Source organism: Streptomyces sp. BJ20, assembly GCF_022869105.1.
In the GTDB taxonomy this organism is placed as follows: Bacteria; Actinomycetota; Actinomycetes; order Streptomycetales; family Streptomycetaceae; genus Streptomyces; species Streptomyces griseoincarnatus.
The window spans coordinates 2,210,153-2,226,002 of the sequence record NZ_CP094918.1 but is presented as its reverse complement, the minus strand read 5'-3'; the positions used below and the strand labels follow the sequence as shown (position 1 = coordinate 2,226,002).

Genomic DNA, 15,850 nt, shown 5'->3' with positions numbered 1-15,850 from the left:
TTAGCAGTTGATCGGAACGTTGTCATTTACCTCACTACACCGTCCGCCGGAATTGAGGACCCTGTTGCCTAATATTGGCCAGGACACGCCACACGGAGGGGAGCGGTGACCGTGCGACGGGACGACAAGGAGCCTGCCAGGTACCGCCCCGACCTGGTCATCGGCCGGGAGGAGCTGTTCGCCGACGCCAGGGCGCAGCTCGCGCGCGGCGGCAGCGTGCTCCTGCACGGCCCCGCCGGAATAGGCAAATCGACCGTGCTTCGGGCACTTGCGGCGGAAAACGCCGCGGGGACGTCGCGCGTGTTGCGCTGCTCGGCCACCGAGTCCGAATCCCATCTTCCGTTCCTCGCGCTGGCCGACCTGTTCGGTCTGGTGCTGGACGAGGTGGCCCCCCGGCTGCCCGCCGCCCAGCGCACCGCCCTGGAGTCGGCGCTCACCGGGCGCGGCGAGTCCACCCTCCAGCGGGACGGGCTGGCGCTGCGGCTGGCGGTGCTGTCCACGCTGCGCGCGCTGTCCTCCGAGGGTCCCGTCCTCGTCGTCGCCGACGACCTCCAGTGGCTCGACCCGGCCAGCGCCGAACTGCTCGGCTTCGCCGCCCGCCGCCTCGGCGACAGCCCGGTGCGCATGCTGTGCGCGGTGCGCACGGAGGACGAGGAGTACGACCGTCATCTGCGCGCCTGCCCGCCGGACACGCTGGCCGTGCGGCTGGGCCCGTTCTCCCGCACCGAGGTGTCCGCGCTGCTCGACCACCGCGGCTACACCTCCCTGTCCCGCTCGACCGTCCGTGACATCCACCGCACCAGCGGCGGCAACCCGCTGTTCGCGCTGGAGCTCGGCCGCGCCCTCGCGGAGAGCCCCACCCGGCCCCGGCCCGGCGAGCCGCTGCCGGTGCCGACCTCACTGCGGGCGCTGGTCCTCAGCCGTCTGGAGATGCTGTCCGAGGAGGCCCGCCGCACCCTGCTGGTGGCCGGCGCAGGCGCCCGTCCCACCCTCGCCCTGCTGCACGCGGCCGGACGGGACAACGCGGAGGCCGAGACCGCTCAGGCGGTCTCCCTCGGGCTGCTCATCACCGACCCCGAGGACCCGGCGCTGCGCTTCACGCACCCGCTGATCTCCGCCGCCCTCTACGCGGAGGCCCCCGCCCAGGAGCGGCGCGCCGCCCACACCGCGCTGTCCACCGCGGCCTCCGACCCGATCGAACGCGCCCGGCACCTGGCGCTCGCCGCCACCGGACCCGACCCGGAGGTCGCGGCCCGGCTGGCCGAGGCCGCCGCCATGGCCCGCGACCGGGGCGCGCCGTCGGTCGCCGCCTCCCTCGGACTGCTCGCCGCCCGGCACACCCCCGCCGACTCCACACCAACCCCCGACGAGCGGCGGCTCGAGGCCGCGGAGGACGCCATCACCGCCGGCGAGGTCGACCTGGCGCGCGACATCGCCCGCGAGGTGCTGACCCGGGCGACCGTGCCGGCCGAGCGGGTGCGGGCATGGATGGTGGTCATCGAGGCGGCCGGGCAGGCGCTCGGCGAGGTCGACGCCGTCTTCCCGCAGGTGCTCGCCGACGCCGGTGACGACCCCCGGCTGCTCGCCCTGGTCCACTACCAGCTCGCCTGGCGGGAGGTCGTCGTCAACGGCGACTTCGCGAAGTCCCGCCAGGAGGCCGCGCACGCCGCCGAGCTGGCCGCCCGCGGCGGGGACCGGCGCACCGAGCTGATGGCGCTCGCCTTCCAGTCGTCCACCGAGACCCTCATGGGCCACCCGGACGCCCCCGCCACCATCCGGCGGGCGCTCCAGGAACCCCAGGACCCCGACGTCGCCAGCCACCACAACGGCGCGGCGATGTCCCGGTTCCGCTGGCTGCTGATGAGCGACCAGCTCCCCGAGGCCCGTACGGCCATCACGGCGCTGCTGCGGGAAGCGCGGCGGCGCGGCATGGTCGAGAGCGAGGTGCACTTCTCCCGGCTCCTCGCCGACACCGAGCTGCGCTTCGGGCACTGCGGGCGCGCCCTGGACCTCGCCGGGGAGAGCCTGCGCCTCGCCCGTGACTCCGGCATCGGGGAGAGCGCGTCCGCGATGCTCGCCTCCGTCGCCGAGGCGTCCGGCGGGGACGTGGACCGGGCGCTCGCCCTGGCCCGCGAGTCCGCCGACCACGCCGAGGTGGACGGCGACCAGCTCTACCTGTCCCTCGCCCTGGCGGCCCTCGGGTACGCCCAGCTGGTGTCCGGGGAGGCGCAGGCCGCGGTGCACTCGCTGCGCCGGGTGCGCGAGCTGGAGCAGGGCATGGGCATCACCGACCCGGCGCGCGGCCGCTGGCAGGGCGACCTCGCCGAGGCGCTGGTGCGGATCGGCGAGCCCGGCGAGGCACAGGAGCTGATCAACGTCACCCGGGTGCACGCGCTGCGGCTGAACCGCGCGAGCGTGCTGGCGGTGCTCGACCGCGCGGAGGCGCTGGTGCGCGCGGCGCGCGGCGAACACCAGGCCGCCGTCGCCCAGCTGACGTCGGCGCAGGAACGCCTGGCCAAGCTGGGCTACGGCCTGGAGGAGGCGCGGGCCTCCTTCGCGCGGGCCCGGCTGCGCTCCCGGGGACCCGGTCCCGCCGGGTACGACGAGGCGGCGCGGCTGTTCCGGCGGTGCCGTGCGCTGCCGTGGCTGCGGCAGGTCGACGAGGCCGTGGCGGCCGGACCGGCGGAGGCCGACCCGGTGCCCTCGGCGACACCGGCCGCGCTGGACGGGCTGGCCTCGATGGAGCGTCAGGTCGCTGCGCTGGTCATGGAGGGCGCCACCAACCGGGAGATAGCCGGGCGCCTGTTCATCAGCGTCAAGACCGTCGAGGCGACGCTCACCCGGGTCTACCGCAAGCTGGGCATACGCTCCCGCGTGGACATCGTGCGGCTCGCGGCGGGGCGCCGGGCGCCGTAGGTGACCCGGGTCATCGGGCGTCCGTGACGCATGCCACGATGGACGCCGCGCTTCCGCCGTGGCGGACGCCGCGCCTCTGCCCCGACGGGCTCGTGTCGGCCTTCCGAGGGCGCCGTTGTCGGCCGCCGTGGCCGGAAACCGGCTGGTCCGGCCCCCGGTGACCGAGGGTTTTCCCTGTCCGACTCCCCTTAGGGGGTTCCCTCATTGGGACGGCCCCGGGACCGGTCCTAGCGTGTGACACGTGCCGATCGCTCGGGCACATCGGGGCTCGCTCCCGATGCCCGAACCCCCACCCGTGCGACCCCCACCGGCAACTGGAGGAGACCCATGCGAGGGCTCAGCCGCACCAGACGGTCCGCCCCCGGACGCGCCGCCGCCGCCGCGACCGACGCCGTCTCCTTCCTTCCTCTTCCTGTCCGCCCCGTCGTCGTCCGGGGCTGATCCCATGATTTCCTGAGCAACCCTCAGGTCACGACCAGGGGGCGTTGCGGGCTTCCACGAGCAGCCCGCAGCGCCCCCTATCCAATGCACCGGCGCCCCCTTCGGACGTCACCCCCGTACCGTCCCGAAGCGGATGTCGTACGCCGTCCCCGGGTGCAGGACGCCGAGCATCCGCTCCGCCTCCGCCGTCACCTCCGCCCACCGGGTCCGGTCGAGGTGCCCGAAGGGCTCGATCACGAGGGCGTCACCGTCCAGGCGCCACAGCCCCGCCAGCGCGCCGTCCACCAGCAGGGTGCGGTAGGCGATGTTCCCCTGCCAGTGCCGGCCCTTCAGCTCGGGCGGCACCACGCGGGTGCGGTCGGCGTGGGAGAGCAGCAGGTTGTCGAACTCGGGCAGGAAGCGGGGCGGGGCCGGGGTGTCCGGGTCCGGGCGGGGCGCGTCGGGGAGGTCGAAGAGTTCGGCGCCGTTCTCGTCCCGGAAGGTGACGAGCCGGGGCCGCAGGCGCTCGAAGGCGTCACGGAGCCGGGTGAGTCCGGCCCAGGTCTGCATGTCCTTCACGGAGGCGGGTCCGAAGGCGGCGAGGTAGCGCAGCACGGCGGCGTCCGGCGCGGGCGCGGGTCGGGCGGGCCGGCCCAGCCAGTGTTCGGCGGTGGTCAGCCGGACCTGGCCGCTGCGGCCCCACAGCCCGCGCGGGGTGACCTGCACCAGCGGCAGCTTGCAGCGGGCGGCGACGGAGAGGGCCTGCGGATCGGCGTCCGGCCAGTCCTCCAGGAGGGCCTCGCGCAGCTCCTTCATCGTGCGCGGCTCCTCCTCGACGAGGGCGCGCGCCGTGGCGGCGAGGCGGTCCAGGTCGACACCGGCGAGCCCGGCGCGGAAGTGGTGCAGCTCCCGGTCGCGGGCGGCCTGGACCAGGGGCCTCAGGGTGAGGCAGTCGTCGGCGGTGTGGGTGTGGATGGTCGAGCGCAGGGTGACGATCCGGACCACCTCGCGGTCGGCCATGGGCCGGGACAGCGCCTCCGGGGTGAAGCCGTCGAGGCGGGCGGCGAGGGCGTAGTAGGGCGGCTTGACGTTCTGCGCCTGAAGGCCGACCAGGTGGTCGACGGCGGCCGTCGCGGACATCGGCGAGCGGCTCAGCAGGAGCTGCCGGGCCAGGGTCGCCCGGTTCAGCGCGCGAGGGCCTAGGACGGGCGGCGACGGCGGGGCGGCGGTGGTCCGCTTCGACTTCGTCATGCGGCCACGCTAGCGAGGATGTAGGCCGGATCCTGTCCTCCTTCCTGTTCAGGACAGCTCTCTCTTTCCTGGACAAAACGCTGCGGAGTGTAACGCCGTGACCGTCCGGCGGCGCTGAACATCTGGGGCCGGACTCCGGCCCCGGTGCACGACATCCCCCCCACGAAGGAAAGACCCATGACTTCCTCCGCCCCCTCCCCCGACGGCCTCCCGGTCTACGACGAACTCGTGCGCGAGCGCGGTGACGTCGTGGCCGAGGTCCGTGAGGTGGCCGAGCGGACCCAGTTCGAGGTCCGCCAGGCGCTGGCGGGCACCGTCCGTCCCCGGCCGCCGCAGAACGGCCCGCGCCAGCAGCAGGGGCCCGGCGGCCCCCGCCACCCGCACGGTGGCCCGCGCCAGCCGCAGGGCGGACCCCGGCAGCAGCAGGGGCCGGGGCTGCCGCAGGGGCAGGGCCAGGGTCAGGGGTCGGCGCAGGGGCAGGGGCAGGGGCAGTCGCAGGGCCCTGGGCAGGGGCCTGGGCAGGCGCAGGATGGTCAGCGGCCTTCGCAGGAGGCCGGACTGCCCCAGAGGCCCGGACTGCCCCAGAGGCCCGGGCAGCCGCAGGGTCCCGGTCCGCAGGAAGGTGGTCCGCAGGGTGCCGGTCCCCAGGAAGGTGGTCCGCAGGGTCCCGGTCCGCGGCCGTTCGGGGACGGGCCCCGGCAGGACGACGGCGGCCCGCAGGAGGGCGGCGACGCGCGCCACGAGGAGCCGCGGCACCCCGACGCGGGCTGACCGCTGCTCGCGGAGGGCCCCGCCGACCTCGGCCGGGTGCCGACCGTCTCGGCGTGCGCAAGACCCTGGTCTCCGACCTCCGAATCTGGCGCATGCCGATTGCCGTCCGGCCGGGAGGGGCACTCGGTGCGCCGTGCGAGAGCAAAGCCGAACGGCACCGCGCAGGGTCCTGCTGACCGGATGGTTCAGCTTCCGCGACGGGGAGGCGACCGCCGGGGACGTGCTGGCCCTGCACCGGGTCGAGACGGTCCTGCGTGGGTCGGGCACCGCGTACGAGATCGCCTGGAGCCCCGGCTTCCGGCCGGACGCGCTGCACCTCGACGACGCACGGCCCCATGACTACTCGCACCTCGTGTTCGTGTGCGGGCCGCTGCACGGGCCGCAGGTGGAGGAGTTGCACCGGCGGTTCGCGCACTGTGTGCGGATCGCGGTGGGGACGTCGGTGATCGATCCCGACGAGCCGGCGGTCACCGGGTTCCACCGGGTGCTGGCCCGGGACGCGCCCGGCCGTGCGCCCACCGAGGACCTGGCGGCCCGCGCGCCCGCCGTGCCGCCGCGGCCGGTCGTGGGGGTGATCCTCACCCACGGACAGCACGAGTACGGGGCGCAGCGGCGGCACGGGGAGGTCGCCGAGCGGGTGACGCACTGGCTGGCCGGCAAGGACTGCGCGCGGCTGGAGCTGGAGACACGGCTCGACGCCCGGGACTGGCATCTGAACGCGACTCCGGCGCAGGTGCAGTCGGTGCTGGCGCGGCTCGACCTGGTCGTCACCGACCGGCTGCACGGGCTGGTGCTGGCCCTGCGGGTCGGCACGCCGGTGGTGGCGATCGACCCGGTGGCGGGGGGCGCGAAGGTGACGGCGCAGGCGCGGGCCTGCGCGTGGCCGGCGCTGCTGCAGGCGGAGCAAGTGGACGAGCGGCGGCTGGACCGGTGGTGGGACTGGTGTCTGACCTCGGGCCGGGTGGCCGCGCGGCAGGCCCGCGAGACGTTCCGCGAGGGGCGGCTGCCGGACGGCGCGGACCGTCTGCTGGAGGCTCTGACGTCCCGCGGGGGCGCCGGTTAGGGCGCGGATCCGCCGGGCACCCGGACTCCAGGTCCACCCTGGCGGTCGTTGGAGGAAGACGGTGTCCCTCGGTCGGCTCCCTGAACATGAGCAGCACATCCTCGACGAGATCGAGCGGTCGCTGCGGCGTGACCGTCGCCTCAACCGGCTGCTGCGGGGGCGTCCCGCCCGCCGCGGCCCCGATCCGAAGCGGTTCGCGGCCCGCGTGGCCCGCTGCGACCCGCGCGGCCGGACGGTCGCCCTCCTGACCGTGGTGTCGGTGGCCTTGATGGTGACGGGCCTCGTCACGTCGGCGCCGTGGGCGATCTGGACCTTCGCCGTGCTGTGGCCGGTGGTGGTGTTCCTGGGCTTCCGCCTGCTGTCCAGGTGGTCGGGCGACGCGGGCCCGCCCGGGGGACGCTAGCGATCCGGGCGGGCGGCGGGACGCCCACGCTCCGACCGCCCCCCGCCACGAGTCTGCCGCCGGGCGGAGGGGCACGGTGCGGGCGACGCCTGCGCACTCCCGGCGCAGGCGGGCAGCACCGCGCCGAGGGTGCCCGCGGGCCGCAGCCGTTCCCACCGGGCCCCCTGGCGCGAGGCTGCCGGGACGGCGGACCGCCCGACGAGCGCGAAGGAACCGCCGGGCGGAGGGGCACGGTGCGGGCGACGCCTTCGCGCTCCCGGCGCAGGCGGGCAGCACCGCGCCGAGGGTGCCCGCGGGCCGCAGCCGTTCCCACCGGGCCCCCTGGCGCGAGGCTGCCGGGACGGCGGACCGCCCCACGAGCGGGAAGGAACCGCCGGGCGGACGGGTGCCGTGCCGGACGAGGCCACCAGGCCTCAGACGCTCTCGCGCGGCCTCCCCCGGCACGAGCAGCCTGCCGCCGGAGCGGAGCAGCACCGTACGGGCGGTGACCCGCGCGCCGCGGGTACCCTCACACCGGCCATCCCGGCACCTGCCGGGCGGACGGCGGACCGGCCCGCCTGGGCGGGACGCCGCTCGAGCCCCCGGGGGCCGAGCACTTGGCCGGGGCGAAGGCCTGAACCCGCACGGGACGGGGGCGATGCGGGGAGCTCCGCACGGGGCCGGGGCGACGTCCGGAACCGGCACTGGGCCGCGGCGGCGCCCGGACCCGAGTGACGGGGCAACGCGATGACGCAAGGGACCGGGGGTGCGGTCCTCGCACCGTGGCCGGGCGTGAGGCCCGTTGGCTGGTGTGCGGGGTCAGCCCGTGTAGCGGCGGGCCTTCGAGGCGCGCTGCGTGGGTTCCAGGAGGCGGAGGCGGGTTTCGACCTCCGGCGGGAGCACGCGGCGTTCGCGGAGGATCCACGGGAGGGCGGCCGCCGCCTCCGTGAAGGCGAGGAGCGACGTCGTGTCGCGCGGAACCGTGCGGGCCAGGTCGAGGGTACGGCGCAGGGCGGGGACGACCGGGCGGCGGAGCCAGGTGAACCACAGGGTGTTGCGGATGCCGTGGCGGCGGCGCAGGGTCGCGTCGCGGGCCTCGGACGCGTGATGGTGGATCGTGAGGTCGTCGGCGTAGACGAGCCACCAGCCGTCGGCGGCGAGGTCGACGGCGAGCAGCTCCTCCTCCCCGCCGAGCCACAGCTTGGGGTGGAAGCCGCCCGCCTTCCGGAAGGCGTCCGTGCGCAGCACGGTGGCGGCGGCGAGGAAGGAGCCGAGGGCGGGTCCGGGCAGCCACGGTGGTCCCGGTACGGGCGACTCGCGCAGCTCGCGGACGATCGGGTCCTCGGTGCCGTGCGGCTCGACGACGATGCGCGCGGTGACGGAGACGACGCCGGGGTGCCGGTCGAGCAGGTCGGCGGCGCCGGTCAGGGAGCCGGGCGCCCACCAGGAGTCGTCGTCGCAGAAGGCGACGTACGGCGTGGTGACCTCGCGGACCGCCAGGTTGCGCCCGACCGCGCCCAGGTTGCGGCCGGGGCGCAGCAGCCGGACCTCCGGGTGGTGGCGGGCGACGGCGTCGGCGGTGCCGTCGGCGGAGGCGTTGTCGGTGACGATGACCTCGGGCCGTTCGGGGAGTTCGGCGAGCCGGTCGAGGGTCCGCAGCAGTTCCCGGCGGCGGTTGTGGGTGATGACGACGACGGTCGTGCGCGGGTCGGTCATGCGGTCGCCCCTTCGAGGTCCAGCAGCCGGGCGGCGCGTTCCACGTGCGGGGGCAGCGGGCGGCGGGCGCGCAGGGCGGCGGGCAGCAGGGCGAAGGTCTGGCGCAGGGCACGCCGGGCCGTCGTGTCGGCGCGGGCTTCGGCGGCGAGGGCGCCGGTGCGGGCGAGGGCGTAAGGGACGGGGCGGCGCAGCCACGCGGTGAGCACCTCGTTGCGGCGCTGCTGGACGGGCCGCCCAGGGCGGCTTGAGGTGGCCGGGTGGTGGTGGGCGACGACGTCGGGGCAGTGGGACACGCCCCAGCCGCGGGCGGCGAGGTCGTAGGCGAGGCAGGTCTCCTCCCCGCCGAAGAACAGCACCCGGTGGAAGCCGCCCGCGTCGAGGTAGGCGATGCGTCGGACGACGGAGGCGCAGGCGAGGAAGCCGAGCACCTGGATGCCGGGGAGATCGGTGGCGGGGCCGAGCGGGGAGCGGGCGAGGAGGTCGTTGAGCGGGTCCTCGGCGTTCCCGGGGCCGACCAGGGTGCGGGCGGCGATCAGTCCGAGCCGGGGGTGGGCGTCGAACAGGTCGGCGGCGCGGTCGAGCGCGCCGGGCGCCCACCAGGAGTCGTCGTCGGCGAACGCGACGTACGGGGTGTCCAGGGCGCGGGCTCCGTAGTTGCGGGCGAGGGCGCCGTGGTTGCGGGTGAGGGCGAGGACCCGCACGTGGGGGAAGTCGCGGGCGGCCATGGCGCGGGTGTCGTCGGTGGAGGCGTTGTCGGCGACGAGGATCTCCGGCCGCTCGGGCAGGTCGGTGAGGTGCCGCAGGGTGACCGCGAGGCGTTCGCTGCGGTTCCTGGTGGCGATGACGACGCCGACGCGGCGGTGGCGGGTCATGGGGCGGGCTCCTCGGGTGGGGGCAGGCGGTGCAGGGCGTCGAGTACGTCGTCGGGGGTGATGCGCAGCAGCGCCGGGTCGGGGCGGCGGGCGTGCGGGTCGCCCTCGGGGCCGTGCCACAGGGCGAGGTGCCGGGGGTGCGGAGGCGGGCCCCAGTGGCTCGGCGGGACGGGGCCGAAGAGGGTGACCGTGGGCGTGGCGTGGGCGACCGCGAGGTGGGCGATCCCGGTGTCGCCGCTGACGACCGCGCGGGCGCCGGCGACGAGGGCGGACAGCCGGTGGAACGGCAGGCCGCCGGAGAAGACGTCGGTGTCGGGCAGCCGGGCCTCCTTGGCGAGCCGGGCCACGAGGTCGTCCTCCCCCGCGCCCCCGGTGGCCACGACACGCAGCCCCCGCCCGCGCAGGGCGGAGGCGACGGCGACGTACCGCTCGACGGGCCAGCAGCGCGCGGGCGCGCCGGCGCCGGGATGCAGGACGACCGCGCCGGGGGCGGGTGAGGGGGCGTCCGGCCGGGGCAGCCGCAGGTCGGCGGGGTCGGCGTCGACGCCGTGGAAGTCCAGCAGCCTGCACCAGCGGTCGCGTTCGTGTTCGTCGCGGTACCAGGCCGGGCCCTCGATGTCGGGGGTGTCCGGGTGGGCGAAGGCGAACAGCCGCGCGGGGCGCAGGGCCTGCAGCAGGCGGTGGCTGGGCGGGCCGTTGCCGTGGAGGTCGACGGCGACGTCCGGGGGCGGGCCGGTCCAGCCGAGCGTGCGGGGGACGCCCCGGCCGGGCGCGGAGGCGGGCAGCAGCCGGTCGACGGCCCCGGTCGCCTCGGCGACGGGGGCGAGGGCGGCGGGCGCTGCCAGCACGATCTCGTGGCCCGGGAAACCCCGCCGCAGCGCCCGCAGCGCGGGCACCCCGGCGAGCAGGTCCCCGAGCCCGAGCGCCCGCAGGACGAGCACCCGGGGGGACGTCATCGCGTGACCTCTTTGAGGAGGCGTTCCCAGTCGTCGAGGAAGCGGGGCAGGCCGTAGCGGGCGAGGGCGGCGGCGCGGGCCAGTTCGCCGGTGCGGCGGGCGCTCAGCGGGTCGGCGACGAAGTCCCGTACGGCGTCGGTGAGCACGTCGAGGCGGTTGGAGACGACGCCCGCGCCGGGCGGCACCGCCTCGGTGACCTCGGTGGTGGCGAGGGCGACGACGGGCATGCCGAGGTGCATGGCCTCCAGCAGGGACAGGCCGAGGGAGGTCCAGCGCACCGGGTGGACGTAGACGCGGCGGCGGGCCATCTCGGCGTGCAGGCGGGCCTGGGTCAGCTCGTGGGAGCGGCACCGGTCGGCGGGCAGGCCGAGGTGGGCGGCGAGGCCCTCGGTGCCCATGCCGAACACGTCGAGCGGCGCGGCGGCGGCGAACGGCGGCAGCAGGTCGGTGCCGGTGGTACGGCCGCGCCGCACCGGTTCGTTGACGACGACGGCGGCGTGCGGCAGTTCGCCCGTCCACAGCGGGCCGGGGTCGACGATGCCGTGCTCGATCACCGTCGTGGAGGTGGAACCGGCGTCCCACATCAGCCGGTTGAAGTGGGTGACGTGCACGAGGGTCACGCCGGGGATGTCCGCCGCGGGGTGCCGGGTGTCGGGGACGTCGCCGTGCGGGGCGTTGTGCTCCAGGTAGACCAGGGGCGGGCGGCGGCGCAGCCAGCGGTCCACCAGGCCGATCTCGTGCGGGCGTTGCAGCACGACCACGTCGACGTCCTGCTCGGCCAGGAGTTCCGGCTCCACCTCGACGACCGTGTCGGGCCAGTCGAAGGTGCGGGCGCGGCCGAGCCCGTCGGGTCCGCGGTCCGGGGTGACGGGGACGACGTAGGTGTGCGGTCCCTGAACGAAGGCCGTGGTCCACGACCCGTGCACATGCCACAGCAGGATCCTCATGCCACCTCCACGAGCTTGTCGACCGCGGCGACGACGTCGAGCGCGGTCACGGTGTCCAGGCAGGGATGGCCCGGTACGGGGCAGCGCCGCGCGCGGCTTCCGGCGCACGGGGCGTCCTGGTCGCCGAGCAGCAGGTGGGGCACGCCGTAGGGGCGCCACCGCTCGGCGGGGACGACCGGCGCGAACAGCGACACCACGGGGGTGCCGACGGCGGCGGCGAGATGGGCGGGCCCGGTGTTGCCCGCGACGACGCAGTCGGCCCCGGCGAGCACCCCCGCGAGCCGCGCGGCGTCGGTGCGGCCGCCCAGGTCGAGGGCGCGGCCGCCGGCGACGTACGCGGTGAGGTCGCGCTCCCCCGCGCCTCCGGTGACGACGACGCGCCGTCCGGCGGCGGTCAGTTCGCGCACCGCCTGGGCGCAGCGTCCGGGGCTCCAGGCGCGGGCGGGCACGCTGGCGCCGGGGTGGACCACGACGTACGGTCCGTCGCCGGTCAGCGTGTCGGCGGCGGGCGGCGGGAGGACCCGCAGGCGGCCGTCGTCGACGCGGGGGAAGCCGGCCGCCTCGGCGAGGTCGAGGGCGGCCTCGGCCTCGTGGGCGTGCGGGGCGCGGTGGTGGCGTACGTCGAGGAGGCTGCCGGGGTGGTCCTCGCTGTCGGCGGCGACGAAGGGCACGCCGGCCAGCCGCAGCAGCAGCGCGGTGGGCAGCGGCGACTGGTGGAACGAGGTGAGGACGAGCGCGGCGTCGGCGTCGAGGGACGCGACGAGCTTGTCGATGTCGTCCCGGTCCACGGGCGGAGGCCGGAACCCGGTCCACGGGGACTCCCAGACGAGCACCTCGTCCACCCCGGGCAGCAGCCGCGCCGCGGGCGCCCCTTGCGGTCCGCACAGCAGGGTGACGTGGTCGGCGCGGGCGGCGACGGCCCGTACGGCGGGCCCGGCGAGCAGTACGTCGCCGAAGCTGTCGAGCCGGGTGACGAGGGCTCTCACAGGTACCTCCGGGTCCGGGGCGGCGACGGGTCAGGGCCGCCGGACAGGTGCCGGGCAGGCCGGCCCGCCGCCCGCGCGTGTTCGGCGCCGGCGTGCGGCCCGGGCGCGGGGGCGCCGTCCGGGGCCTCCCACGGCGGGCCGTCGAGGATCATCCGTACGGCCGCGGGCAGGTCGCGTGCCACGTGCGGGGCGGCAGCGGTCTCCTCGGCGCGCGTGACGGGTGTGGGGACGAGGACGGCGTGCGCGCCGGCCCGGCAGGCGGCCTCGACGTCGGAGCCGATGTCGCCGACGACGACGCAGTCGGCGGGATCGACGCCCAGCTGCCCGGCGGCGTCGAGGATCATGCCGGGCCGGGGCTTGCGGCAGGGGCAGCCGTCGTCGGGTCCGTGCGGGCAGAAGGCCCGGACGTCGAACGGGCCGAGGAGCTCTTCCACGCGCTTGTTGACGCGCCGGACGTCGGCCTCGGTCAGCAGGCCGCGGGCGACGCCGGACTGGTTGGTGACGACGCCGAGGCGGATGCCGCGGGCGCGCAGCGCGTCGAGCGCCTCGCGCGCCCCTTCTACGGGGCGCACGCGCTCCGGGGCGGCGTTGTAGGGAACGTCGTGCACCAGGGTGCCGTCGCGGTCGAACAGCACCGCCCGTACGGGGCTCATCGGGCCACCTCCCGCCAGGCGGGGGCGTGTCGGTGGCGCCAGGCGCCGGCCAGGCGGTGCCAGGTGGCGGCGGGCGGGATGACCACGCTGGTGGCGAGCACGGTCGCCACCTCCTCGGGAGTGCGCGGCCCGGGCGCGATGCGGGCGCGGGCGAACTCGGCGGTGCCGGCCGCCCATCCCGCCGCGCAGGCCGCGGCGGCTCCGCGGTGTCCGGTGACGGCGAGCGCGCACGCGGCGGCGCCGGCGGCGGTGATCGCGGCGTGCCGGCGGATGCGTCCGCGCGGCGCGACGGCCCTCTCCCACCAGCCGGGGCCGTGCAGCCTCCGCATGAGGGCGTCGTCGGCGTGGCCGCGCTGCTTGCGCACCGACGCCCAGCGGGAGGCCGGGCGCACGGGGTGCAGGGTGGTGCGGCAGCCGCGGCGGATGCGCCAGCCGGCGTCGAGGAGCCGCAGCGCGAGGTCGGCGTCCTCGCGGTGCGCGCGGGGGAAGCGTTCGTCGAAGCCTCCGGCCCTGCGGAGGACCTCGGTGCGGTAGGCCATGTCGGCGCTGATCCAGCGGGCGCGGGCCAGTCCCGCGGTGCCGCGTTCCCAGTCGGTGGGGCGGCGTCCGCCGGGCAGCGGCACGGTGACGACGCCCGGAACGCCCGCGGTGTCGGGCGTCGCCTCGTCGAGGTCCTCGTGGAGCTGGGCGCACCAGTGCGGCCCGACCTGGACGTCGTCGTCGACGAACACCACCCAGGGTTCGGTGACGGCGCGCAGTCCGGTGTTGCGGGCGGCGGCGGGGCCGCGCGCCTCTCCCGGCAGCACGGTGGTGCGGGCACGCAGGTCGCCGAGGACGTTCAGCGCGTGCTCCAGGGGTTCCGGGTCGGGGACGGGCGTGGCGGGACGGTCGTCGACGAGGACGATGCGCTCCGGGCGCGGTCCGCGCGCGGCGGCCAGCGCGGCGAGGCAGTCGGCGAGGCTCTCGCGGACCAGGGTGGGGATCACGACGGCGTACGGCGTCATCGCGGCGCCCACCTCCCGCGCCCGGCGTACGGCCCGCCCGGGCGCGGGCCCGCGGGGGTGGGGCGGCGCTCGGGGAACGGGGCGTGGTCACCGGGGTCGTGCATGGGGAGTCGGCTCCGTCCCTGGGTCGGGCGAGTACTGCGGGGAGCGGGTGCCGCACCCGACCTGCGTCAAACCGTTGGGCATGGCTTGTCCCGCTCCGTGTGGATATGCGGTGCTCTGCACCAGCGTGCACCGAGACGGAGGTCCGCGCAGGTCGGAGGGCGGGAGGGGCCGGGGGCCGCCCGGCGGTCCGGTGACAACTGCCACAGGGCGCGATCACCCGTTCGGAGGCACGCGACAGCGGACTACAGACCCGGCGTACAGCCGGTGTGTGCAGTCCGCGCATGCCTTTTCCGACCAGGAAGGCGACGACAACGGGGGCCGTGTTCCGCGCCCTTGCGGCCGGGACCGCGGTGGCCGCGCCGACGCCGACCGGGCGCACGCGCGCGCAGTCGACCGCGCGCGGCACCGTCCGGGGAAGGCGGAGCCGGAGGCGGTGTATCGCCGGGGGCGGGAGCGGCGTGGGGCTCCTAGGATCGGGGCGTGGCCACCTTCGAGCTCCAGCGCACCGTGTCCCTGCCCCCCGCCGAGGCCTGGCGACGGGTCACGACATGGCCCCGGCACGGTGAGGTGGTCCCGCTGACCCGGATCACCGTCACCACTCCCCCGCCCACCGGCGAGGGCACCCTGTTCGTCGCCCGCACGGGCGCGGGTCCGCTCGGCTTCGACGACCCGATGGAGGTCACGGCGTGGCGTCCCCCGGCGGGCGACTCCCCCGGGTTCTGCCGACTGGAGAAGCACGGACGGACCGTCCTGGGGTGGGCGGAGATCGAGGTGCACGCGCGTCCCGGCGGACGGTGCCGGGTGGTGTGGCGGGAGGACGTCCGTGTGCGGTTCCTCCCGGCCGCGTGCGACGGGCTGCTGGCGCGGGCGGGACGCGTGATGTTCGGTCGGGCGATGGACCGGCTGCTGCGGCGGGGCTGAGCTCCGGGAGGCCCGCCACGGGGTCCGGATTCCGTGCGCCGGAAAAGCAGTCGCGTCGCCCGGCGCGGGCCACTACCTTCCCCGTTGCATCTGCCCCGACCACGGGAAGGCCTGGCATGGGCACCGAGGGCGCACGGACCGACCGCTTGAGCATTCTGCTGGAGCAGTTCGACAAGGCGACGGACATGGCCCGTGCGCGACTGTCGGGACTGGGCGACGAGGAGTACCTCTGGGAGCCGGTCCCCGGCTGCTGGTCGATCCGGCGGCGCGGCGAGGCGGTGACGCCCCGGGCCTTCGGGCCCGGCGAGTGGGTGCTCGACGAGGGTGACCCGGACATCCCGGCGGGCGAGTACGCGGAAGTGGCCCGGCAGGCGGCCTCCGGGATGAGCGTCGAGAAGATCGCCGAGGACTGGAGCGTGAGCGTGGCACGGGTCGAGGAGGTCCTCGCCCACACCGGGGAACCGGAGCCCGACGACACGCCGCTCACGACGATCGCGTGGCGGCTGAGCCATCTGCACTACGAGTTCGCGGGCGGCTGGGAGTGGGCCTTCGGTGAGCGGCGGCAGGACCCGAAGCAGATGGTCGACTTCACGCCCTCCGCCGCCGTCGCGCTGGAGCGGTTCTGGGAGACCGTCGACCGGTGGCGGACCGCCGTGGGCGGCGTCACCGAGGAGGAGCTCGACACGATCGGCTTCTCGCAGTACCCCTACGGTTCCGACCCCGACGATCCGTTCGTCGGCGTGATCGCGGGAGCCAATCTGGAGTTCGTCCACCACATGGCCGAGATCGCGCTGCTGCGGGACCTGTGGCGGATCCGGCACGCGTGGTCGGGGCGGTGACGGCCCCGGCAGCCTGGTGGACGGCGGTGGCGAGAGCTCTCTCCCTCC

Annotated in this window: 14 protein-coding genes; 6 read left to right on the top strand and 8 right to left on the bottom strand. The window is 76.3% G+C overall.

Features of this window, described 5'->3' with window-relative positions; genetic code table 11:
- Positions 1–105: 105 nt before the first annotated feature.
- Positions 106–2,916, top strand: a complete 2,811-nt coding sequence (locus MTR79_RS10135) for a LuxR family transcriptional regulator (protein ID WP_244789796.1) — start codon at positions 106–108, stop codon at positions 2,914–2,916.
- 549 nt (positions 2,917–3,465) lie between these two features.
- On the opposite strand, the gene MTR79_RS10130 is transcribed toward MTR79_RS10135, so the two are convergent.
- Positions 3,466–4,587, bottom strand: a complete 1,122-nt coding sequence (locus tag MTR79_RS10130) for a winged helix DNA-binding domain-containing protein (protein WP_189363470.1) — start codon at positions 4,585–4,587, stop codon at positions 3,466–3,468.
- Between the two features lie 177 nt (positions 4,588–4,764).
- On the opposite strand from MTR79_RS10130, the gene MTR79_RS10125 reads away from it, so the two are divergent.
- The 3 genes from MTR79_RS10125 (at position 4,765) to MTR79_RS10115 (ending at position 6,824) form a co-directional block, all read left to right on the top strand.
- On the top strand, positions 4,765–5,358 hold the full coding sequence (locus MTR79_RS10125) for a hypothetical protein (protein WP_244789795.1): 594 nt from the start codon (positions 4,765–4,767) through the stop codon (positions 5,356–5,358).
- A gap of 133 nt (positions 5,359–5,491) precedes the next feature.
- Entirely contained in the window at positions 5,492–6,421 is a 930-nt protein-coding gene (locus MTR79_RS10120) for a polysaccharide pyruvyl transferase family protein (RefSeq protein ID WP_189363468.1), read from the top strand.
- 61 nt (positions 6,422–6,482) lie between these two features.
- Positions 6,483–6,824, top strand: coding sequence for a DUF3040 domain-containing protein (locus MTR79_RS10115; protein WP_086704993.1), 342 nt, complete (start codon positions 6,483–6,485; stop codon positions 6,822–6,824).
- A 798-nt stretch (positions 6,825–7,622) separates the two neighbouring features.
- Here MTR79_RS10115 and MTR79_RS10110 read toward each other — a convergent pair.
- From MTR79_RS10110 to MTR79_RS10080, 7 genes are read right to left on the bottom strand one after another with little or no spacing between them, the layout of a single operon-like run.
- Positions 7,623–8,519, bottom strand: coding sequence for a glycosyltransferase (locus MTR79_RS10110; RefSeq protein WP_086704994.1), 897 nt, complete (start codon positions 8,517–8,519; stop codon positions 7,623–7,625).
- Positions 8,516–9,391: a glycosyltransferase gene (locus MTR79_RS10105; protein WP_189363467.1), complete on the bottom strand. Its 876-nt coding sequence runs from the start codon at positions 9,389–9,391 to the stop codon at positions 8,516–8,518. Before MTR79_RS10105 ends, MTR79_RS10110 begins: the two co-directional genes overlap by 4 nt.
- Complete coding sequence (locus tag MTR79_RS10100) at positions 9,388–10,347, bottom strand: glycosyltransferase family 9 protein (RefSeq protein WP_244789794.1); 960 nt, start codon at positions 10,345–10,347, stop codon at positions 9,388–9,390. Before MTR79_RS10100 ends, MTR79_RS10105 begins: the two co-directional genes overlap by 4 nt.
- Positions 10,344–11,294, bottom strand: a complete 951-nt coding sequence (locus MTR79_RS10095; RefSeq protein ID WP_244789793.1) for a glycosyltransferase — start codon at positions 11,292–11,294, stop codon at positions 10,344–10,346. The genes MTR79_RS10100 and MTR79_RS10095 overlap by 4 nt, the downstream gene beginning before the upstream one ends.
- Positions 11,291–12,280 carry a glycosyltransferase family 9 protein gene (locus MTR79_RS10090; RefSeq protein WP_121718739.1) on the bottom strand — a complete coding sequence of 330 codons (990 nt, stop codon included), beginning with the start codon at positions 12,278–12,280 and terminating at the stop codon, positions 11,291–11,293. Before MTR79_RS10090 ends, MTR79_RS10095 begins: the two co-directional genes overlap by 4 nt.
- Entirely contained in the window at positions 12,277–12,933 is a 657-nt protein-coding gene (locus MTR79_RS10085; protein ID WP_244789792.1) for an HAD family hydrolase, read from the bottom strand. The genes MTR79_RS10090 and MTR79_RS10085 overlap by 4 nt, the downstream gene beginning before the upstream one ends.
- A complete protein-coding gene (locus MTR79_RS10080; RefSeq protein ID WP_048455468.1) occupies positions 12,930–13,937 on the bottom strand; it encodes a glycosyltransferase in 1,008 nt (335 codons plus the stop codon). The genes MTR79_RS10085 and MTR79_RS10080 overlap by 4 nt, the downstream gene beginning before the upstream one ends.
- Positions 13,938–14,522: 585 nt before the next feature.
- On the opposite strand from MTR79_RS10080, the gene MTR79_RS10075 reads away from it, so the two are divergent.
- Both MTR79_RS10075 and MTR79_RS10070 read left to right on the top strand, forming a co-directional pair.
- Positions 14,523–14,963 (top strand): SRPBCC family protein, encoded by a 441-nt coding sequence (locus tag MTR79_RS10075; protein WP_086703522.1) that lies wholly within the window; start codon positions 14,523–14,525, stop codon positions 14,961–14,963.
- Positions 14,964–15,079: 116 nt separating this feature from the next.
- The gene (locus MTR79_RS10070; RefSeq protein ID WP_244789791.1) at positions 15,080–15,802 is read left to right on the top strand and encodes a DinB family protein; all 723 of its coding nucleotides are present in this window, start codon (positions 15,080–15,082) and stop codon (positions 15,800–15,802) included.
- Positions 15,803–15,850 lie beyond the last annotated feature (48 nt).